This is a genomic window from Paenibacillus sp. 7516 (assembly GCF_002272715.1).
In the GTDB taxonomy this organism is placed as follows: domain Bacteria; phylum Bacillota; class Bacilli; order Paenibacillales; family Paenibacillaceae; genus Paenibacillus; species Paenibacillus illinoisensis_A.
Genome location: NZ_NPBI01000006.1, coordinates 308559 through 331722, shown reverse-complemented (window position 1 = coordinate 331722; position 23164 = coordinate 308559). Strand labels below are relative to the sequence as shown.

The window sequence follows — 23164 nt, the reverse complement described above, 5'->3', positions numbered from 1 at the left end:
GATGATTCAATGAGAAGACGACTGACCCAAAAGTTTGTACCGATTGTGCTCAGTATGGCCATGCTGGTAGTCGCCGGCTGCAGTTCCAATACCAGCGATTCAGGGAGTGGTTCTTCTGAAGGTGGTTCCGGTATCCCAATCGTGAAAGTATTCAAGAGTCATATGGGCATGGGGAGCATGCCTGCAGCTGATGATCCACACGTGAAATATGTAGCTGAGAAGACGGGCGTTCAATATGAGCTGATTACGACGCCTCCCGGATCAGAACCCTCGGAATATCTGAACCTGATGATCGCTTCCGATGAGCTGCCGGATATTCTGCGCCCGATCGGAGGCGTAGAACAAACGTTGATCCAACAAGGCGGAGCGCTGCCGCTGGATGATCTGCTCCCTGAGTACGCTCCGCATGTCTGGGAAAGTATTCCTCAAGAAGCCTGGGATATTGTTCGCTCAGCTTCTCCTGACGGCAAAATTTATTATGTACCTAAAGTATTCCTTGTCCCGGAACGGGCACCTTTGATTCGAAAAGATTGGCTGGATAAGGTAGGCATGGAAATGCCAGCAACCGTTGACGAATATGTTGAAATGCTCAAAGCCTTCCGTGACAAGGACCCGAACGGCAATGGCAAAGCAGATGAACTGCCCACAAGCGGAAGAGAATTCGGAAGGTGGATGGACCATCTATTTGCCATGTACGGAGTCGCCATGTGGGAAGGATATCCGGAATGGGATGAATACAACGGCAAGATTCAGTATGCCGGGACAACGGATAACATGAGAGAAGCAATTAAATTCATCCGGATGTTATATGAAGAAAAACTGCTTGATAATGAAACGTTTTTGAACAAAGGGGAAGTATGGCAAGCCAAAATTAACAATAACCTGGTGGGCAGCTGGTACCACTTGCCGGCGAATGTACGCGATCGTCTTAACGCCATGCTGACACAGGCACCGGATGCTTATATCGCAGCGATGCCGCTGCCTAAAGTCGAAGGCTTCGAAGCGTTCGTGACGCAGAAGAGCATGGGTGAGCCGGAATGGATGATTCCGGCCGTGAAGCAAGATAATGCGCCTAATGCATTGAAGCTGCTTGATTTCTTTTACAACCCTGAAAATGATGAATTTGTCCGTTTCGGCCTAAAAGGGGAGCAGCATGAAGTCAAAGACGGACGCAAAGTCATTCTTCCACCTGCCGACAACAAACCGCTTGCCTTGGGTATGAAGAACCTGACTACTGCAGAGGACATGAACAAACGTATTGAAGAGACTTATCCGGAGGACCAACAGCAGATGGTGAAAGACATGTTCGTTGTGAGCACAGCCGATGCCCGGCAAATTGCGGGTGATGGTCTCCCGGCTTCCGTGTATGAAGGGTTTCCTGATATCCAGTCACACAAACTGTTTCAGGAAGTATTGACCAAGATCGTTATCGGAGAGCTTCCTCTGGAGGCTTATGATGAATACGTGAAGAAATGGAATGCCTCTGGAGGCGAAGTGGTCACCCAGCGGGTCCAGGAATGGTATGAGAAGGTGAAGAAGTGAAAAAAAGATATGCTATATGCGGAGTGAGCGGCAGAGCTTTGGGGCAGTTCGCCAAGCCTATACATGAGCTATTCACTCACAATTCGGAGATCGTGGCATTGCTGGATACGGATCCCGCGCGTTTCGAAGCTTATCGTGCGCGCTTTCCGCATCACTCCGAAGTTCCTGTGTATGGAGCTTCTGATTTTGCTTCCATGGTGGAGCATACCAAGCCAGACTGCATTATTGTCGCCGGCAGGGATGATACCCATGTCCACTATATAACCGCAGCGCTGAAGCGGGATTTGGACGTAATTACCGAGAAACCAATGGCGACAACCGGAGCGGACGCCAGGCGAATATTGGATGCTGAAGCGGTGAGTAAAGGTAAAGTCATTGTAACATTTAACTACCGATATATGCCCATTCACATGCGGATCAAGGAAATGATACAGGAAGGCAAGATTGGCCGAGTCACTTCCATTGATCTCAACTGGTATATTGATACGCATCACGGGTCCAGCTATTTCAAGCGCTGGAATCGTGAGCGGGCTTATTCGGGTGGACTGTCCGTTCACAAAAGTACCCATCATTTTGACCTGGTCCAGTGGTGGATTAACCAAAAGCCTGTGGAAGTTTTTGCTTATGGAGCGCTCAATTATTATGGTGCAGATGGGGAGTGGAATCCGGCACGGGAAGATGGGCGGCATTGTCATACGTGCAATGTCTCGGAAGACTGTGCGTACTACTCCCGTTGGACACCGCGCAGTCGGCAGATCCGCGTTCCGGATGATCATCTGAACCTGCTGGGTTCGGCCACCACGGATTTCCCATACACAGCATATCGTCCGGATCAATGCATTTTTGATTCCACTATCGAGATCGAAGATACGTATACAGCATCTGTGAGATATAGTGGCGGGGCACTCATGAGTTATTCGGTCAATTTTTCCCTTCCCTATGAAGGCTATCGGCTGGCTGTGAACGGTACGAAGGGGCGCCTGGAGACACTTGAATACCATATGCCTGCACGTACTCCTTTTCCGACTCCGGTTCAAACCATCGACTATTTCCCCCTGTTTGGTTCCAAAGAGACCATACATGTCGTACATCGGGAAGGCGGACATAGTGGAGGGGATCCATTACTTCTAGAGGATATCTTTCTTGGAGAAGATCAACATCGTCCTTTCCGGATTCTCTCCGGAGCCGTGGATGGAGCTTACTCCGTCGCAGCAGGCGAAGCCGTATGGCGTTCTATCTCCGAGCATCGTCCCATAACCATAGAAGCGGTGCTAGGAGGCTGGGGGAATAAGGTGTCTGTGCAGAATTCGAGAAGTGAGTGAACATTTAATTACATTAAATGATGGTGAATAACAGCCAAAACAGCGGGCAAGTGTGAGATCGAGATGCTTGAAGAAGTCAAAATAGGCTGTTAGGCCGGGTCGCACCGGGCAGGGGTAAACTGTATAATTGCGGTATATTGCACATAAGGTGGGAGATATCTGTGACCCTTTCCTTTTTGAAGTGGTTAAAATTCAATTTCACCAATACCCAGACCCGGCTGCTGCTTATTTTGACCATTGTTGTCTTCACGATTATTATTGCAGTAGGCATGACAACGTATTATTCGGCCAAGTCGGTATTACAACAGGAGCTCAGTGAACCGCAGCACCAGATGCTGCGGATCAGCATGAATGATATTGATGAAGTCATTCGGGAAAGCGACCAGATTGCTGTAAAAATTGCACTGAATAATCATGTGTATAAATTTCTCACGAGTGAGGTACAGGGGTCATACCGCAATGTCACCGAATTGGTACAGTTTCTTGAAACCTTGACTAGCAGTACTCCATTTATTAAAAGCGCTTACATTTATGATGTGGAAAGGGAGAGCATGGTCGCTTTTCCTCAGGGATATAGTTCAAGCAAAGTCAATTTTCCCGATTCGGGCTGGGTGGGTGTGGCTGCTGAATTAGATGACCGCCCCATGCTGGTGAAGCGGAGGGAGATTGCTGCAGGTTCAGGAGTTCCTGCCTCCCAGATTACACTTTATCGCAAGATTATGCTGGCGGGTCAACTTAAAGGGATCATTGCCATCAATTTCAAAACAGATCAAATGTTCAAGCACATGCTTCTCTCTTCTGTCTCTGATCTCGATAATCATCGTTTCATTCTGGATGCCGACAATAAACTATTATATGATCTTGGAAATTATCCAGTAGGAGAGGAAGCGGTGGACCAGGTCCTCTCGACTCTGGAAGGAGAAAAGCTTGGTGAGTTCAAGCACGAGGGGCAATTGCTGCTCGCTTCACAGACGATGTCCCCGTATACAGGTTGGCGCTATCTTTCAATTATTTCCCAGGAAAGTTTACTGTCCAATGCCCAGAAGATTAGAAACATTGTGTTCATCGTTTCACTGTTGGCACTTGCCGCAGGCGCCGCTACGATTGCTTTTTATAACAGAGCAGCCTTTAAACCGGTGAAACGGATGAGACAACTGCTTAGCGGATATGACCGTCACCGTATCAGTCCAGAGTTGATTGATCTCGAGAAAATAACAGGGCAACTGCTGACAGACCATGCACAGCAAGCCATTAATCTCAGACAAACACTTCCTGAAGCATCCTCCAAATTTCTGACCGATATCTATGCGGGACACATAACGGGTTATCGGGAAATTGGTGAAAAGTGGAATCGATACTTCAAGGAATGGAGTGATAGTCCGCTGACCATTGCTATGTTGTCTATTGATAATTATCACGCATGGTGCGAAAGGTTTAAGAAGTCGGATCAATCCCTTCTGAAGTTTGCCATTGCCAATATCATTGCAGAACTGCTGTCAGGGGAGTGGCGTCTCATTCCTGCAGATCTGGGCAGGGACCGAGTAATAGTCATGCTGCAACCGCTTGATCCCTGCAGAAATGTGGATGCATCCACTTCAATTGATGAAGTGCTGAAAATGATTCCGAAACTGCTTAAGTTCCAGGTCTCCGCAGGCATAAGCGAGGAGCAGGACGGATTCAAGGAGCTTCAACAGGCGATGCAGCAAGCGGACAGCGCTCTGGGTTTCAGGTTGTACCGCGGATATGAACAAGTGATACGGTTTGAGGACATTTCTGGTCACGAAGAACCTGGACGTGCAGAGGAAAATGAATTCATGTCCCAATTGACTGAAACGATCGAAGCCGGCAGTGGCGAAGATGTAATCAGGCTCATGGATAAAAGATTTAACCGAATGAAGAGTGAACGGTGGCACCCTTCCTCGGCGATATCCTTTCTTGAATCTGTAGCGGAGACGCTGGAACGAATTCGCATGAAACGGGAACCTGAGGCTTGCGGGTTCCGTGTTTCCGGATTGCGGACGATGAATCTGGAGTCTGCGTGGTTACTGCTGCGCAATGAGGCAGAAGGGCTCGCAGCCTGGTATGACAGCATGCAGCTCAGGAAGGATTATATCGTTTGCCAAACGATGATTGCATTCATGAATGACCATCTGGAAGACCCGGTTAGCATCCAGGACATTGCTGAGCATGCGGGTATCGGTTCCAGTTTGGCAAGTCAGCTGTTCAAGCAGGAAATGAACGACACCATTCTTGGTTACTTCACGAAGCTGCGTATGGACCGGGCTTGTGAGCTCCTGAGGGAAACTGACTACAGAATATCTGAAATCGCTTCCATGGTGGGGTATCAGCATGAGAATAGTTTTATCCGTGTATATCGCAAAACCAAGGATATTACACCGGGGAAATACAGAGAGATGATGCGGGCTCGCAGGGATTCCTTGTTTGAATCCTAGTCCCCCATCCCAATAAGAGAAGGAGGAACGGCTTACATGAACCGTAAAGCCATTGTCACTCGAAACCATCCGGTATTGACCCAGCTTGAGCCCAGGTCTCCTTTGTCTGTCGGCAACGGTGAATTTGCGTTCAGTGCTGATTTTACCGGCCTTCAGACCTTTCCGGAGTCATATCAAATACCTCTTGGCACGCAGTCCAATTGGGGGTGGCATTATACCGGAGGGCATGAGGTTTTCGCCGATGAGGATATCGTCTACCAGTCGTTTGAAACGTATGGACGGAAGGTGGCGTATCCCATGAAACCTGAGAACCGGGAAGAGGCTTATCACTGGCTGCGGCAGAATCCGCATCGTCTTCAACTGGGACGCCTCGCGTTTCGGATATTGAAGGAAGATGGAGTAGAAGCAGATACGTCACATGTGAATCCGGTACGACAGGAATTAAATCTGTGGACAGGTACACTTCACAGTGAGTTCACCGTAGATGGGTTCAGGGTTCAGGTAGAGACTGCCTGTGATCCGGAAAAGGATGGCATCGGCCTTCGTGTACATTCCGAATTAATCCGCAAGGGGCGGCTGCATTTGTTCCTTGCTTTCCCCTGTCCGGATATGACACATCGGAGCTGGTCCAAATCTGTTTTTCCTGATTGGGAACAGGACAGCAGGCATCGCACTGAGCTAATGGAGAACGATTCGGTTTCAGCCTCACTGAAACGGATTTTGGATGAAGACGAATATGGAGTGAGGTGGATCTGGGACAAGGGGCGTCTGGAGCAGACCGGAGCACATGAGTTCACGCTTATTCCTGAAGCGTTGCAGCATTCAGATAGCTGGTCTTGCAGTGTTGCTTTTGCTGCGTCAAATCCATCAGTTCAACCAGCTGAGGCCGTATTCCAAGCCAGCTCGGTCCACTGGGAGCAGTTCTGGAACAGTGGAGCAGCCATGGATCTATCCGGCAGTAAAGATCCCCGAGCAGCAGAACTGGAGCGACGAATTGTGCTGTCCCAGTTCCTGTGTGCCGTACACAGTGGTGGCTCCATGCCGCCTCAGGAAACGGGCTATATGTATAATAGCTGGTTCGGTAAAATGCATCTGGAAATGCACTGGTGGCATGCTGCACATTTTCCTCTGTGGGACCGTACAGATCTGCTTCGTCGAAGTATGGATTGGTACATCTCCATTTTGCCCAAGGCTCGTGAACTGGCACGTTCACAGGGATATACTGGTGCGCGCTGGCCCAAAATGGTCGGATATAACGGTGGGCAGAGTCCGTCACCGGTAGCACCAGGGTTAATCTGGCAGCAGCCTCATCCGATGGCACTTGCTGAGATGTGTTATTTGGCCCGGCCTGAGAGGTCTGTATTGGAACGGTATAAGGACATCGTATTCGAGGCAGCTGATTTTATGGTGTCTTTTGCCCACTGGGATGCAGAAAAAGAAGCATATGTACTTGGACCGCCGTTGATTCCGGCTCAAGAGAATCATGCCATGAATGAAAGTCTGAATCCGCCATATGAACTGGAATACTGGAAGTTTGGGCTGGAGATTGCCGCTATGTGGGCGGAGCGGCTGGAGCGGCCAGCGAACCCGGATTGGAAAAAGGTTGCAGCTCATATGGCAAGTCCAGTGCATGAGAATGGTGTTTATCTTGCGCACGAGAATTGTCCTGACACATTTACTGCCAAGAACCATGATCATCCTTCCATGCTCGGAGCGCTCGGCCTGCTTCCTGGAACGCTGATCGACGAAAAAATCATGAAAAATACACTTCTCAAAGTGAAAGAATGCTGGGATTGGGAATCCGCATGGGGGTGGGACTTTCCGATGTGTGCCATGACAGCGGCAAGGCTGGGCGAACCTGAGCTGGCCGTTGACTTTTTATTGATGGATGCCACCAAAAACACCTATTTGCCCAATGGACACAATTATCAAAGGCCAGGATTATGGGCGTATCTGCCGGGGAATGGTGGACTGTTAACTGCAGTAGCGATGATGGCTGCCGGATGGAGCGGTCAGGTAGGTGGGAACAATCCGGGATTTCCGCAGGACGGGAGCTGGTCAGTTCAATGGGAGGGGCTGCACCCCTTGACCTGATCCGATTAAGTGAATCGTTTGTTCACACGTTGAGAAGTCGGGATTGGCTTGAGTAATAGAACGCGAGCGAAAAAGGAGCGATTACGTTGGTTGAAACGTTAACAAAGGTCTCTACTCAGAATCGCAGAATGTCTGCCAAAATTGCGGATACGCTGGTCTCCGAATGCCGGGATGGCAATCACCCCAAAATTGCAGGGAAGTGGGGGTACGTTGCCGGAATGACGCTTCTGGCCCTGAAACGTGCCGCAGAATGGAACAGTGAACCTCGATATAGTGAACTGGTTCTCCATCATATGGATGGCCTGATCGATAAAAATGGCACCATCAGGAACTACAAACTTGAGGATTATAACCTGGACATGATCAATGAAGGTAAAAATCTTTTTTCCATGTGGAAGCAAACTGGGGAAGAGAAATACCAACAAGCCATTTTGCGACTCGTCGCCCAGCTGAAAGGGCAGCCTCGAACCAGTGAGGGCGGATTCTGGCACAAAAAAATATATCCGTTCCAGATGTGGCTTGACGGGATCTATATGTCTTCTCCATTTCTGGCTGAGTATGGCCGTGTGTTCGATCACCCTGAGAGCTTCGATGAAGTCGCGCGTCAGATCCTGCTGATTGAGCGGAAGACCCGTGATCCGCGAACCGGTCTGCTGCACCATGCATGGGATGAGAGCAGGGAACAGCGCTGGTGTGACAAAGACACGGGTCAATCGTTCCATGTCTGGGGCAGGGCGATGGGGTGGTATGCGATGGCGGTAGTGGATGCATTGGAGCATTTTCCAATTGATCATCCTCAGCGCGGCCAGATCATGGGCATCTTCGAGAGGATGGCCTATGCAATCGCCCATGCACAGGATCAGGAGAGCGGACTGTGGTATCAAGTCATGGACCAGAACGGCAGGGAAGGCAACTATTTGGAAGCATCGGCTTCGTGCATGCTGACCTACGCTCTCGCCAAGGGTCAGCGTCTGCATTATTTGGCTGAACTGGATCGCAAAGTTGTTGATCTGGCGTATGCCGGTATACTCAGTCACTTTGTCACGGAGGATGAACAGGGGGTGCACCTGCACCGCATTTGTCATGGGGCTGGTCTCGGAGGCAAGAAATATCGTGACGGTTCTTATGCCTACTATATTAGCGAACAGATCGTCAGCGATGCTCAAATGGGAGTTGCGCCATTCCTGCTGGCCAGTATTGAAATGGAGATGCGGGGAGCAGAAGCGTGAGGAAAACAAACGAATCTCAATCGAGCAGACCCGACAAAAACAAAATGATTCTAAAGTATCCCGCTTCATGGTGGAAGGGGATGTGGAGGGAGGCGCTTCCTTCCGGTAATGGAATAATGGGTGCATCTGTGCGAGGTGGTATACATCAAGAAGTGATTTTACTGCAGCATGGTGAACTATGGCATTGGGGAAGAAAGGATGAACTCCCCAACGTCAGTCACACATTGCAGGAGACCCGGAGACTTATGGATGCTGGGGAATATTCGGAGGCAAGCTGGCATCTGACCCGTGCTGTGCAAGCAGTAGGATATGCTTCCAAACTATCCTCCCGTTTTCCTCTGGCTGAATTGTCGCTCATCATGAATGGTGACTACGCTTTTCACCATTATCGCAGGGAACTGGATATGGAAACGGGAGAAATTCATGTCTGCTGGGAGGAAGGGGAACGAAAGATTTCAAGGAGTCTTTTTGTCTCTCGTGCAGATGATTGTGTGGTGTTCAGAATAAACGCTGAAGTACTGAGCACGAACGATTCGCCGCAGCTTCGGGAAACAGGAAGTACGCCAATGATATCGGGAAGTGTGGGGCTTCAATTTCCGCCTGGTGACCGGGAACGGGGAGATGAAGAGTTTAAAGAACTGATCATGTCCGTCACGGTCAGAACGGATGAAGATGAACAATATATATTTTATGGTGGCAGAAATGACGATGGACAGGATTATGGCGCTGTAATGCGTCTAATCTGTGTGGGAGATGAACCTGGGGCTGGAGTGTTGCCTTCCCGTAGAGCATTACATTTCCCGGGAAAAGGGGTTGCTATTCCAGACAAGGATCAGCGAGATGACAGCGAAAAACAAGCAATTCACGCAGAACTCCCGTTCGAAACGTCGGGCGATGTGCTCGTTCTCGTTAAAATGTTTGTTACAGGCAAGCGAGAAGAGGAATGGGCACGACTGAAGCAGGAGTTGGCAGGGTTAGAGGCTGATTATAATTCAATACTATCCAGACATACAGAGCTGCATCAGCCCCTGTTTCAATCCGCAGAGCTTGATCTGGATGATGCGGCTGATGACAGACTCAGCAATGAAGAGCTTCTGCTAGATGCCTATGAAGGCGAAGCTCCCTTGGGGTTAATTCGCAAGATGTGGGCATATGGTCGATATTTATTCATTAGCGGAACCTCTGAGGGAGGCAATATACCTTTTGGGCTTTACGGGCTGTGGGGAGGAGATTACCGATTAATCTGGGGTCATCACATGGCGAATGAAAATGTTCAGATGATGTATTGGCATTCGGCGGTTGGTGGTTTATCCTGCATGAACCTGTCTTTGTTTCGGTATTACACCGGTTTATTGGATGTCTTCAAGGAAAATGCACGCAAGCTCTATGGCTGTCGCGGAATTTATATCCCCGCTGGAACTATGCCAGGCATAGGCATTCCTAATCAGATTGTTCCTGTAATCATGAACTGGACTGGAGCAGCCGGGTGGCTGGCCAGACATTATTATGAGTATTTTTGGTACACCGGTGATATGCAATTTCTGCGTGAGCAGGCGCTGCCCTTTATGAGAGAGGCATTACAGTTTTATGAAGATTTTCTGGTGCTGGACGATGAGGGCTTGTATATGATATACCCATCCGTTTCACCCGAGAACACACCGCAGAATTTCATGCCAAAGGATGGTAAACAGCTCGCACATCCCATGCCTACAGCCATTAATGCCACAATGGACGTCGCTATCATCAAGGAATTATTGACACATACCATACAAGCGAGTCGGATAATCGGTGCTAACACCAGCAAATTACCAGAGTGGGAAGCCATGCTTACACGTCTGCCTTCCTACATGTTGAATGAGGAGGGGGCTGTCAAGGAATGGCTCCATCCTGCGTTTGAGGATCGGCAAGATCATCGTCATCTGTCCCATCTATACCCTGTTTTTCCAGGACAGGAAGTCAGTAGGGAAGAGGACCCGCTACTATTCGAAGCCTTCGAGAAAGCAGTAAACCAGCGGAAACTTGGAGCACAGAGTGGATGGTCCCTGGCTCACATGTCATCGATCTATGCCCGGCTGGGCGACGGAGAACGGGCTCTGGACAGCCTGGATCATCTTGCCCGCTCCTGTGTTCTATCGAACGGATTCACACTCCATAACGATTGGCGCAATATGGGAATTTGCCTGACGTTAGATGCAGCTCCAGTTCAGCTGGATGCCAATATGGGCTGGGTTAATGCCGTACAAGAAATGCTGCTTCAGGTCTCGCCTCAACGGATCAAGCTGCTCCCGGCACTTCCTGCCAGAATGCTGCGTGGAGAGCTGCAGAATTGGCGTATACCCGGTGGCGCTCTGTCTCTTGCATGGGACCGCAAGTCAGGGATATTTCAAGCCGAGTTAGCCGCCACTCGGCGAATATCCTCGAAAGTTCAGCTCCCAGACTGGGTCGATATCTCTTTATGTAAACAGCACGGAGATAAAAAATTCAAATCAATCTCCATGGAAAACGGTGCATTCCAACTTCATTTAGAAGAGGGGGAAAGGTGGTCCGTGGAACTGGACACGGTGTAATATAAGACGCTTCAGAAGTCGCCCAAATGGCGGCTTCTTTTATTTTGTTAATAGACCATAAAATCTATGGAGGATTTGTAAAAGTTAATATTATTAATATATTTTCGCTGTTTGTATTAAGAAAATAAATTGAAAAACGGTTAAAACTTTATATTGTTAACTTTCGGATTGTCTGTTATACTTCGGTTCATAACAAGTTAACTAATATGACATGGGAAGATGACAGGAGGAGTTATGAATGGGAAATCGATTGAAATGGAAGGTTTTCGCTGCTTTATCCATTGGTTCACTGCTAATACCAGCTGTGAATGTAGTTAATGCTGACATTGATCAAGTGTCGCTCAAGCCAAAGACGCATGTCCTGAAGGCAAATTCTGAAAATGTCCGGTGGGGTAACATCGGCAAGGGTGAAGCAGTACTAACCGTCAACTCCGGAGATATCGTTACGGTGGATGCGATTACTCACCATTCCGGCGACGATTATGAACGAATGATCAAAGGTGACGCAGGTGTCGAAGATATTTTTCATTGGACCGAATCCGAGAAGACGGAAGCAGATCGTGGTCCGGGAGTACATATCATGACAGGCCCAATCGCGGTAGAAGGAGCCGAACCGGGAGATGTACTGGAAGTGAAGATTTTGGATATGAAACTTCGTCCTAATGGTAACGGCGAATATGCAGGCAAAACATATGGTTCCAACGTGGCTGCAAACTGGGGGTTTCTATATGGAGAGATGGAAGAAGAACCGGTGACACGTGAGGTTGTGACGATTTACGAAATGGATTCAGAAGGCGGTACGGACTACGCTAAGGCACTATATAGCTACAGATGGACTCCTCAAACCGATCCGGATGGAAATGTGCATCCTACAATAGATTATCCAGGTGTGGTTGTCGACCATACAACGGTGGAGGAAAATCACAATGTCCTGAAAGACGTTCGAGTGCCTGTTCGGCTCCATTTCGGTACCATGAGCGTAGCGCCGAAGGAAGCGGATATCGTTGATTCGGTTCCGCCTTCCTATTATGGCGGAAATATCGATGACTGGCGTGTTACCGAAGGAGCAACCATGTACTATCCGGTTTCCGTCCCGGGAGCGCTGCTGTCGATCGGTGATCCGCACGCAGGGCAAGGAGACTCTGAATTGAATGGAACAGCCATTGAAACTTCTGTTACCGGAGATGTTCAGATTATTCTTCATAAAAAGGATAAGCTGGATAACAAATTAAAGGCGTTAAACTTCCCGCTGCTGGAAAATGAGAACGAGTGGGTAGTCCATGGTTTTAGCTACGCGAACCATCTTGAAGAACTGGGTGAGGATGCCCAGAAGGAAATCTTCGAAAAATCTTCCCTCGACAAGGCGATGAAAGATGCAGCGCATAAAACCAAGGCGTTTCTAATGAGAGGCATGGAACTAACCGAAGACGAGGCTTACTCTTTAATGTCGGTAACCACCGATTTTGGAGTTACACAGGTAGTCGATGGGAACTGGGGAGTTCATGCGATTATTGACAAAAAGTTGTTTGGGGACGCTGAGCGGAGTATGACACCATTGCGCAGCAGCTTTGAACAATTCGGTGCCAAGATCGAATGGGAGCCGAATACGAAAATGGTTTCAATCCTGTATAATGGCAATACACTGTCAGCGAAAATTGGAGAAACGAAGGCTGCATTCAATGGAGAAACCGTTAGACTGATTGCTCCTATTCAATTAAATGCCCAGAAGTCAGCGGAGGTAAGCGAGTACTTCGTCGATTTCTATCAAGCCAAGCTTTCCAAGACAAACTAACTCATTTCATAAAGCAATAATACCTTCATATTCATAACAAGAACCGTTGGTCTTTATGCCTGACGGTTCTTGTTTTTTAAATATTCAATCCATCTTGATTTTTGTGTCGTTTCATCAGAATCTGTGTTTCAGCGCGGACGATACCTCTCAGCGAGTATATGGATTCGTTCATGAATTGTTCCATCTCTTCAATACTCTCGACAAGAATATGTATATGGAGGATGCATGGGCCAGTCATTTCGTATAACACAGCAACTTTATCGTTTTGTTTCAACGCCTCTATGATCTCATTCAAATGTGCAGGCTCCACTTCAAGCTCCAAATAGGCAGATATCTTTTTGCCGAGCTTTTCAGCGCTAATTACAATGGAAAACTGTTCAATGATTCCTTGATTGACAAGCCGGTCTATACGCTCTTTGACGGCAACACCAGACAATCCAACCTCTTTAGCCAAATCAGTATAGGATATCCGGCTGTTTTGAGCCAGTCTCCGTAAAATATGACTATCAATTGAATCTAACATGAGTTTCACTCCTTTCCGCTTCATATTGTAACAGAAAAAAAGACAGCCCGCCCGTGCGAGGTACATAATCCCTGAAATTTGGAACACACTAACAACCGTATTAGGATGAAGTGTTTCCGTTGAGTTGCTTCAATATTTCCGATTAATATTACTCAGAATGTAAACTAGCAAATATATAGTAACTTGACAATGCTCATTAACAGGAGTACGATTAATTGTGTCAAATAAACGACAAAACTTACGTCATGACGATATCATATGATTATGGTTACATATAAAATCGCGTTAGTTTTGTCTAAAATACAACAATTACTGGAGGAATCACCATGACCAATCTTAAAGACAAAGTAGCGATCATTACAGGCGGAGCTTCCGGAATTGGTTTGGCTACAGTAAAAGCCTTCTTGGCTAAAGGATCGAAGGTTGTTATTGCAGATTATAATGAAGAGCACGGCAAAGCTGCCGAGCAGGAATTGAAATCAACATATAATGATAATGTAGTGTTCATCAAAGTTAATGTTGCCGACGAAAAACAAGTCGAAAACCTGGTAGCCGAGACAGTGAAGCAGTTTGGTAAACTGGATGTCATTTTCAATAATGCAGGCATTGGTGTTCAAAAGCCTTCGCACGAATTGACTGACGAAGAATACAAACGTGTCATTGCAATCAACCAGGACGGCGTATTCTACGGCGCGAAATATGCGATCCGCGAAATGCTGAAAACGGGCGGAGGATCTGTAATCAGCACTTCTTCGATCCTAGGCTCCGTTGGTGAACCAACATCCATGCCTTATGCGGCTAGTAAAGGTGCAGTCAACCAAATTACGAAATCACTCGCTCTGGAGTATGCTGACCGTAACATCCGTGTCAACGCAGTTGCTCCTGGATTTGTAGAAAGTGGCATGGTAAACAAAGAAGCTCTTGGTGAATTCTATGATGGCCTGGTTGCCAAACATCCACTTGGACGTCTGGGCAAACCGGAAGAAATTGCACATGCAGTCGTATTCCTGGCTGAAAATGATTTCGTTACAGGAACAACGGTCTTCGTAGACGGCGGATATCTTGCTAAATAAATATGGATTCGAATATGAAGGAGGTTCCCTTAAAGGGAGCCCTTTTTTAATTTTTATTTTGTTTTGTTGTCATTTTAAATAGGTGCTCACATTATTTCGAAATTCTCTGGGTGTAATTCCATACATGGCTTGAAAAACGCGATTAAATGTCCGCTGGCTTTCGAAGCCTGCACTGCTGCTTACAGTGGTTAAGGATACATTCGTAGTTCGGATTAATTTTGCTGCATATTCGACCCGCAACATGGAGAGGTAATTGCGAAAATTCATCTGTATCCGTGTGGAAAAGATGTGGGATATATAATATTTACTCACATTGAACTCGGCAGCAAGTGTGTCCAGCGAGAGGGGCTCCGTAAAATGATTAGCCATGTATTCCATAATTTTATGAGGCATATCCAGTACAGGAGTTCGTTGACGCTGTTCCAGCTGGGTGTTAGACAGCAAATGCGACAAGATAATATGGGCCCAACCAAGCTTGATGGCATAGTCATCTTCTTTTTTTACCTTCCTAAATGCATACACCGCATCTTTATGTACATATTTCTTCAAAACAAAGGGAGTTACAGGCTGAAGCTGATTGAAATCGGGGAAAATGCCCTCAAATACTTTGGGATTAATAATAAGCAGAATGGCATTTGCAGTTTGTTGACCACTTTTAACATATCGGTGAATGATATCCGGAAAAATGACAGCTGCGTCACCTGGTTGCAATTCATAAGAAACGTCGCTAATCTCGACAGACTGTGTGCCTGAGAAGACGTATAATACCTCAATTGCACTGTGCATATGTGTGGGAAAAGCGATTTGTCTGGCATTGCGGATAATTGCAAAATCATCTTTGCGAATCTCGTAAAATGGCAGCATGATTCAATCACTCCTGTGCAATATTTGGCTAATTTCTAATACGTTATGTCTAAACTCATATCATTTGCTGTGTTAAAATTCAAGTGAATATTACCAAATGGAGGGAGAAAACGAGAATTTCTTCTCTTTTATTTGTAATCGCTTACACTAAAAAACTCATTATATCTTCGGTATTTGTATGCCGTTGGATAATCAGTGAATAACGCCACAATGTTGGAAGGAGGGAACTATAATTTGAGAAAAAGTAAAACGTTTTACAATATTTTTATTCCGGTTCTGCTCCTCAGTGTTGGTATTGTTATCAGCTTTGGAAGTTACATCTATATTTCTACCACCAATTCAGTCGTGGACCGGGTTGGGGACGGCCAACAGAGCCTCATCACACAGATTCGTAATACGCTGGAGCAGAAAATCCAAACCATAGAATATGCGTTTGCTACCTATAGCACGACTCCGTCATTTCGATCAGTCATCAATAGCCCGATGACGGAACAGGAATTTGAAGCGTACCGGGAATTGAAGTCCCAACTGGGCTATATTGCTACCATGGGCCTTGAGGGTGTTCAATACACGTTAGTCAGCTTGCAGCAGAAGTGGAGTTTGTCCAACGGTACGGTGTTCCGATTGACTTCTGAAGAGACACAGGAGTATCAGAATCAGTTCGCAGAGCAGGAAGGCAGCGGCTTATATTGGACGAAAACGGCAGATGGTATCCGGCTTCTGCAAGGACTTCCTGTACATTCCAAGAAAAAACAGGCCATTGCCTTGTCAGATCTCTCCCTTCAGACGCTTAATCGTTCGCTTTTGGTTAAGCCGAATACATCCATCTATATTTTAAACAAACAAGGGGAGGCCCTGTACACAACGAAGTCGGATCAAGAGCACTTATCCAACCAGCAAATGAAACTCATCAGCGAGCGTACCGTCAATCAATCACAGACTGGGCAATTGGAACTGCCAGGCACATCGGGGGATAAAATCATCGCCCTATACGCACGTTCAGATTACAATGGCTGGACGTATGTTACGCTGCTTGACCCCAAAGAAGTCAGCGGCGCCTTAACGCCAATCCGAATAGGTCTTATTGTGATGGGGATCGTGATCATGGGGCTCATGGTCATTATAGCCTACATCATTTCCATCTATCTCACCAAGCCTTTTCGCAAAATTCAAAAGAGTCTGGCAGACACTTCCAAGCCAATGGTCAAGGATGAAGTCGATTGGATTATTCAGTCGATCGATTCAATCGTATCCGAGAAAAAGGATCTGGAACAACTCATTCAGCTTGAAAAACCTAAACTCGAATCCCAATTTGTTCTTAATTTACTACAGAACCGCCTGACAAGAGAAGAAGTAGAGAAGAATCTGGAGCGATTCGGATATAACATCGACAGCAGTACGGTCTTCATCACGATGCTCATCCAAGTGGATCGATGCGGTGAAGGGTCACTGTCGGACAAAGATGTTCTTTTACTTACAGTAAACCAATTGGTACAAGAGATTATTCCGGCGACAGAACGCATGCTTCCCGTCGTATTGAACGAGCGCACTCAAGCGACGTTATTGTTTTGCAGTTCTGACAAGGTAGCTGAGATGCGGAACCTGATCTCGCAATATGCGAAGAAGTTGATCATCTCTTCTAGAGATTATTGGAATGCCTCGGTGAGTGTGGGTGTTAGTGCACCTTATGAGGATCTAATGAACAGCCGTGAAGCATGTGCAATGAGTCTTGAAGCGTTATATCAGCGTTTGAAACTGGGTAAGGAATCCGTCATCTTTTATGAAGATATCTCTAGAGGGAACACCGGACCAACGTTACTTCATTACCCCAAGGAGCTGGAATCCCAGCTGTTTGATGCCATTCGGCTTGGAGACAAGGATGAAGCAACACGAACGCTGTATCCTCTTCTCGCCGACATGATGAAGCATAGTCAGAATCCAATGAACCTGGAGATCACACTGATTCGATTCGTGAACAACCTGATCCATCTGGAGCAGCTGATCGGAGCAGAAGTTTTGTTAACTCAGAGCAATGCCACGCTGTACCAGAGACTTCTGAATACGCTTAACCCGGAGGAAATCGAACATATTCTGGTTCATGAAGTCATCTATCCAATGGTTGTTAGTATGCAGGAAAAGGCGAACCACCAATTTCGTTCGGTCGCTGATCAGATCGCTGCTATTGTGCGTACGGAATATGATCAAGATCTTTCACTCGAATCCATTAGCGAACGGCTGCATTATACCCCCAATTATCTCAGCAGCATATTCCGCAAAGAGTACGGGATGACCTTCAGCGATTATTTGATGGGGTTCCGGCTTGAAGTGGCAAGGAAATGGCTGGTTGATACAGACATGCCAATCAAGGACATCGCAGAACGTCTCGGCTATCAGAATTCGCAGAACTTTATTCGTTCGTTCCGCAAAAAAGAGCATGTCACGCCAGGCGCCTATCGAAAAATGAAGCTTGAGCTGTAAAGGTAAGGGAGTTATTCCAACATGGCGATAACGTTTGGAGTAATGTAAGCAAACCAATCCCCTTAGGTCATTGGCCTAAGGGGATTGGTTTTATATTCAAAAGCAGCATATTGATCAACCTTTCACTGATCCGAGTAAAGCTCCTTTTGTGAAATGTTTCTGTACAAAAGGATAGGCGATGAGCATGGGGACGGTTGCAACGACGATTACACTCATCTTAATGGTCTGTGACGGAGGTACAATATCAACCGCAGAACTATTGCCTTCCATTCCACTCGATACAATGACGATTTGACGAAGAAGTACCTGCAGCGGCCACATTTTCGATTCATTGAGATACAGAATGGCGTTCATATAAGTATTCCAGTAGGACACACCGTAAAAAAGAGATAATGTGGCAATCGATGGCAGAGCTAGTGGAAGCATGATCTGCCACAATATGCGGAAGTCATTTGCACCATCAATTTTGGCGGATTCCTCCAGGCTGTCCGGTAGGGCTTGGAAAAAGTTGCGCATGATAATCAGGTTAAACGCGTTAATTGCTGTAGGAATTATCATGGACCAGTAGGAGTCGATCAACCCGGCTGCTTTTACGATTAAAAAGGTGGGGATCATGCCACCGCTGAACAACATGGAAAATACAACGATAAAGTTGATGACGTTTCTCCCCAGAAGATAGCGTCGGGATAATCCGTATGCCATAAGTGCTGTAAGTGTCATGCTGACAGCCGTACCAACGAGGGTGATGAAGATGGAAACACCGAGTCCTTTGAAGATGGTTGGAGTGGACAGGATATACCGATAGGCGTCGAGCGAATATGACGTTGGAAACAAAATGAATTTCTTCTGCACAATCTCCTGGGTTGAGGCAAATGAGCTTGCAACCACATTAATGAAAGGCAAGAGACAGGCAAGGGCAAAAAGGAGAAGAAGTGTATAGTTCACTACGTTAAATATGACGCTTCCGAGCGTTTCCTTCTTGAGTACGGCTTTTGACATGTCGATAGGTTCCTCCTTAGGAATTGATCTCTTCCCACCATATCAAGGGTTATGGATAACGTATATAATCATATCCTAAGACCTTGCTGCGGCCGGTTTGAGAGGGGAGTTCGAGGGGAATCAGCGTGATAATCATTAACCGAGTTAATAATCATAAGCTACAATCCACACGGGAAAAAGCCTTGTCACAAGCCCTTATATCACGATTAACGGAAGCATGATAGCTAATGATTATGTACGGAATGAATCTGAGCGGATATGCTTGACTTCGAACACATGTTAACCGATCAAGGAGGTCAGCGAGCAGTGAAAGATTCCAATTCCTCAGTTGTTTCGTTACAAGGCAAACTGCATCGAAAAACGGGAATCGGTCATCAATTAAGAAGTGTTGCCGCCAACAAACTTCTATACCTGATGATTCTTCCGGGGTTTGTCTACTTTGTTATCTTCAAGTATTTTCCGATGGGTGGACTGATCATTTCATTCCAGGACTATCAGCCGTATCTCGGTATTAAGGATAGCCCGTGGGTCGGATTCAAGCATTTCATTCGGCTGTTTACCGAACCAACCTTTGCCATGCTGCTCAGCAACACACTAATATTGTTTGCACTTGAATTGATTATTTTTTTTCCGATTCCCATTATTCTTGCGCTGATGCTAAATGAAGTCAGACATAAGATGTTCAAAAATTCAATTCAGACGATTGTGTACATTCCACACTTCATGTCCTGGGTCATCATCGTATCCATTACCTATGTATTTCTGAGTGTGGATGGCGGGGTTGTTAACGAGATGATTGCTGCTTTTGGCGGAAACAAAATCAGCTTCCTTACCTCGCCAGAATGGCTTCGTCCCATGTACATTCTGCAAATTATCTGGAAAGAGGCCGGATGGTCCACCATCATTTATCTTGCAGCGATTACCGTAGTAGACACGCAACTTTATGAAGCAGCAGATATGGACGGCGCGAGCCGGTTACGTAAAATGTGGCATGTGACCTTGCCGGCCATTCGGCCCGTTATTATTACGTTGTTAATTCTGAAAATCGGCAATACGCTTGAGCTTGGCTTTGAACATATGTATTTGCTTCTTAATTCACTCAATCGGGAAGTTGGAGAGATCTTCGATACGTACATCTTCACGGCCGGCTTGAAGAACGGACAATTAAGCTTTAGTACCACGGTTGGCTTGTTCAAAGGCTTGGTTGGACTGATTCTGGTGATCATAGCCAATAAGCTCGCCAAAAAGTTTGGTGAAGATGGGGTCTATTAACTCGCTTAGAATAGCTGAAATAGATAACAACAAAACTTAAAACATGTAAAGGGGATAGGTACATGAAATTCCGTTACGCCAAGTTGATAGCGCTTTCGATTTGTGGCAGTCTACTGCTCAGTGCCTGCGGGGGAGAGAATGCAGAGCCGCAAACGAATGCAGATGGAAGGCCTATTATTAGCTGGTTGAACATACTGCATTCTGCTTCGCCGCCAACGGATACCGTGTTGAACAAAATTGAGGAACTGACGAATACGGATATTCAATTTTCCTGGATTCCGGATGCCTCGAAGGAGGAGCGTTTGAACACCTCTTTAGCCTCTGGCTCACTGGCTGATATTGTTTCACTCACGATTCTGGAGAATTCATCGGTTCGAAATGCACTGAAGGCCGGTGTCTTCTGGGAAGTGGGGCCTTATCTGGACGAATTCCCGAATCTGAAAGAGATCTCTGCGGATATGAGAAGCTCAGCTTCGATTGATGGGAAGTTGTATGGGATACCCATGCAGAAACAGGTTTCCCGTAACGGTGTCATCATTCGCAAAGACTGGCTCGATAACGTGGGATTACCTGTACCCAAAACGACTGCAGAGCTGATGGAAGTTGCCAAAGCATTTACCGAACAGGACCCTGATGGTAATGGCATCAAAGATACGACCGGTTTCATTGATCGCAGCGATCTTGTATTCGGTGCTTTCAAGACACTGGGTTCATACTTTGGGACTCCGAGCGGATGGGCGGTCAGCGAGGATGGCAAGGTAACGCCAGAGTTTGAATCCGAAGGTTACGTTAAAGCCATGGATTATATGAAGGAGCTGTACAACAATGGCTATATCAACCAGGACTTTGCAGTAACGGCCAAAAAAGATCAGCAGGAGGGCTTTGCTCAGGGTAAAGCGGGAATCTATGTTGGTGCGCTGTTTGATAGCAAAAACCTGCTTAACCTGGCCAAAGGTGTACAGGATGACATGGATTTGATCATGGTGAACGACATTACTTCAACGGGTAAAGAAAGTGATCGTGCCATCTGGTCCACGTCCAATGGTGTAGGCGGATTGCTGGCATTCCCCAAATCGGAAGTGAAGGACGAGGCGGAGTTAAAGCAGGTCTTGAAATTCATGGACGATCTGATGAGCGAAGAAATATATACATTAATGACTTTTGGTATTAAGGATGTACACTACAGCCTGGAGGGCAATGCGGCAACAATTACCGATACCAAGCTCTGGGAACAGGAAGTGCAGCCGTTCTCTTCATCACGTCCGAATGAAAATGGGTATGATATTCATGATTCAGATCCATTACGGGTGGAATCCGATCGTTTAATTCAGGAGAACACGAAATTTGCAGTACTTAATCCGATGTACTCTATGGAATCTGCGACGTTCTCGGAGCAAGGATCGGAACTGCAAAAAATCATCACGGATGCCACGTACAAATACATTCTCGGCAAACTGGATTTGCAAGGATTCCAGGATGCAGTACAGACCTGGAGAAAGTCCGGCGGTGACAAGATAATTACGGAATATGAGGCTGCATATCAAGCTGTGCAGAACAAATAAAATCATGACTCATTGAAGGAGGAAGAGAAGCCATGATTCAGATTCAGTCTCCGTGCCTGTGGGCAATGCATACCGCAGATACCATTATGGAGCGTACGCCCAGACTGTATGAGGCAAACGGATATCATGGAAAATGGTCGTATGATTATGGGGTTATTCTGAAGGGATTCGAGCTGCTGTGGAAAGTGACCGGCGAAAGCAAGTATGCAGAGTACATTCGGGACAACATGGATTACTTCATACAACGTGATGGAACAATCCGCGGGTACCGCCAGGATGAGCATAATATTGATCATCTGAATAACGGCAAGCTGTTGTTTGGATTGGTTCAGATGACTGGCGAAGAGAAATACCAAGTGGCTGCCTCTCTTCTAAGAGAGCAGCTTCGTAGTCACCCGCGTACGTCAGAAGGGGCATTCTGGCATAAGCAAGTGTATCCTTATCAGATTTGGCTGGATGGATTATATATGGGCGCACCGTTTTATCTTGAATATATGCTTCAGTTCGAACAGGAAGATGAGCAGGATCTGGATGATGTGACAAGGCAATTTATTCTCTGCGCACAACACAACCGTGACGGGAAGACAGGTCTGCTCTACCATGCCTGGGATGAGAAGCGTACGCAGCCTTGGAGTGATCCGAATACCGGACAATCGCCCAACTTCTGGGGCCGGTCCATGGGTTGGTTCGTCATGGCGCTGGTTGATGTACTGGAATTGCTTCCGGACACTCATCAGGACCGCACGAAGCTGATTGAGATTCTGAATGATACGATGTCAGCACTGCGAAGTTTCCAGGACTCTTCTTCCGGGGTGTGGTACCAGGTAATTAATGAAGGAACTCGAAAAGGAAATTATCTGGAAGCTTCTGCGTCCAGCATGATCGTGTATGCCATGGCCAAAGGCATTCGACTCGGTTGGTTACAGGACGAAAACTGGGTGAACTCGCTGGACCATGCCTACGCCGGCTTAATTTCAGAATTTGTCATGGAAACCAAAGAAGGCTGGGTCAATCTGTACAAAAACTGTCAGGTTGCAGGTCTTGGAGGAGAACCGAGACGGGACGGTACCTATGCTTATTATATAAGTGAACCGATTATTACCAACGATCAAAAGGGGCTGGGAGCTTTCTTGCTGGCCTGCACCGAATATGAATATATGTTAAATCGAAAGGGATAGTTCATTCTACCTGTAAATGCCCGTATCCGTTAAATGGATCAAAACGATACGGGCATAACATACTCCTTACACCTTTTTTGTTCACGGGACAATACGGGTTATTCAATTTGATTAATTGTGATAACGCTTACATCGAATAAAGGAGGTGATTGGATCTGCTGAAAGGTTAATAGCCTCTCAGTGCTGCGTTTGGCCATTGGAGTATACGAAATCGGA

General features: G+C 46.7%; 15 protein-coding genes. 12 read left to right on the top strand and 3 right to left on the bottom strand.

All coding sequences use genetic code 11. The features are described 5' to 3' along the window. Nucleotides 1-9 precede the first annotated feature (9 nt). From CHI14_RS04875 to CHI14_RS04845, 7 genes are all read left to right on the top strand, one after another. Complete coding sequence (locus CHI14_RS04875; RefSeq protein WP_095287289.1) at nucleotides 10-1542, top strand: extracellular solute-binding protein; 1533 nt, start codon at nucleotides 10-12, stop codon at nucleotides 1540-1542. Beyond that, a complete protein-coding gene (locus CHI14_RS04870; protein ID WP_095287288.1) occupies nucleotides 1539-2864 on the top strand; it encodes a Gfo/Idh/MocA family protein in 1326 nt (441 codons plus the stop codon). The genes CHI14_RS04875 and CHI14_RS04870 overlap by 4 nt, the downstream gene beginning before the upstream one ends. Nucleotides 2865-3025: 161 nt before the next feature. After that, nucleotides 3026-5317 (top strand): helix-turn-helix domain-containing protein, encoded by a 2292-nt coding sequence (locus tag CHI14_RS04865; RefSeq protein ID WP_095287287.1) that lies wholly within the window; start codon nucleotides 3026-3028, stop codon nucleotides 5315-5317. Between the two features lie 36 nt (nucleotides 5318-5353). Beyond that, nucleotides 5354-7411: a glycoside hydrolase family 65 gene (locus CHI14_RS04860; RefSeq protein ID WP_095287286.1), complete on the top strand. Its 2058-nt coding sequence runs from the start codon at nucleotides 5354-5356 to the stop codon at nucleotides 7409-7411. Nucleotides 7412-7539: 128 nt separating this feature from the next. Further along, entirely contained in the window at nucleotides 7540-8640 is a 1101-nt protein-coding gene (locus CHI14_RS04855) for a glycoside hydrolase family 88/105 protein (protein WP_095287749.1), read from the top strand. After that, a complete protein-coding gene (locus tag CHI14_RS04850) occupies nucleotides 8637-11207 on the top strand; it encodes a glycosyl hydrolase family 95 catalytic domain-containing protein (RefSeq protein WP_249281000.1) in 2571 nt (856 codons plus the stop codon). Before CHI14_RS04855 ends, CHI14_RS04850 begins: the two co-directional genes overlap by 4 nt. Before the next feature lie 238 nt (nucleotides 11208-11445). Beyond that, entirely contained in the window at nucleotides 11446-12999 is a 1554-nt protein-coding gene (locus CHI14_RS04845; RefSeq protein WP_095287285.1) for an acetamidase/formamidase family protein, read from the top strand. Nucleotides 13000-13075: 76 nt separating this feature from the next. Here CHI14_RS04845 and CHI14_RS04840 read toward each other — a convergent pair whose 3' ends face one another. Further along, a complete protein-coding gene (locus CHI14_RS04840) occupies nucleotides 13076-13522 on the bottom strand; it encodes an Lrp/AsnC family transcriptional regulator (protein ID WP_095287284.1) in 447 nt (148 codons plus the stop codon). Between the two features lie 326 nt (nucleotides 13523-13848). On the opposite strand from CHI14_RS04840, the gene CHI14_RS04835 reads away from it, so the two are divergent. Next, on the top strand, nucleotides 13849-14595 hold the full coding sequence (locus CHI14_RS04835; RefSeq protein WP_095287283.1) for an SDR family NAD(P)-dependent oxidoreductase: 747 nt from the start codon (nucleotides 13849-13851) through the stop codon (nucleotides 14593-14595). A gap of 69 nt (nucleotides 14596-14664) precedes the next feature. Here the strand turns inward: CHI14_RS04835 and CHI14_RS04830 are convergent, their stop codons facing one another. After that, nucleotides 14665-15459, bottom strand: coding sequence for a helix-turn-helix transcriptional regulator (locus tag CHI14_RS04830; RefSeq protein ID WP_095287282.1), 795 nt, complete (start codon nucleotides 15457-15459; stop codon nucleotides 14665-14667). Between the two features lie 234 nt (nucleotides 15460-15693). Between CHI14_RS04830 and CHI14_RS04825 the strand changes: the two genes are divergently transcribed. Beyond that, the gene (locus CHI14_RS04825) at nucleotides 15694-17937 is read left to right on the top strand and encodes a helix-turn-helix domain-containing protein (protein ID WP_095287281.1); all 2244 of its coding nucleotides are present in this window, start codon (nucleotides 15694-15696) and stop codon (nucleotides 17935-17937) included. Nucleotides 17938-18051: 114 nt separating this feature from the next. Here CHI14_RS04825 and CHI14_RS04820 read toward each other — a convergent pair whose 3' ends face one another. Next, nucleotides 18052-18936 (bottom strand): carbohydrate ABC transporter permease, encoded by an 885-nt coding sequence (locus CHI14_RS04820; RefSeq protein WP_095287280.1) that lies wholly within the window; start codon nucleotides 18934-18936, stop codon nucleotides 18052-18054. 414 nt (nucleotides 18937-19350) lie between these two features. Here CHI14_RS04820 and CHI14_RS04815 point away from each other — a divergent pair, with 414 nt between their 5' ends. The 3 genes from CHI14_RS04815 (at nucleotide 19351) to CHI14_RS04805 (ending at nucleotide 22948) form a co-directional block, all read left to right on the top strand. After that, nucleotides 19351-20208 carry an ABC transporter permease gene (locus tag CHI14_RS04815; RefSeq protein ID WP_239299265.1) on the top strand — a complete coding sequence of 286 codons (858 nt, stop codon included), beginning with the start codon at nucleotides 19351-19353 and terminating at the stop codon, nucleotides 20206-20208. Between the two features lie 62 nt (nucleotides 20209-20270). Beyond that, entirely contained in the window at nucleotides 20271-21770 is a 1500-nt protein-coding gene (locus CHI14_RS04810) for an extracellular solute-binding protein (RefSeq protein ID WP_095287279.1), read from the top strand. A gap of 32 nt (nucleotides 21771-21802) precedes the next feature. Beyond that, complete coding sequence (locus CHI14_RS04805; protein WP_249280999.1) at nucleotides 21803-22948, top strand: glycoside hydrolase family 88/105 protein; 1146 nt, start codon at nucleotides 21803-21805, stop codon at nucleotides 22946-22948. Nucleotides 22949-23164 lie beyond the last annotated feature (216 nt).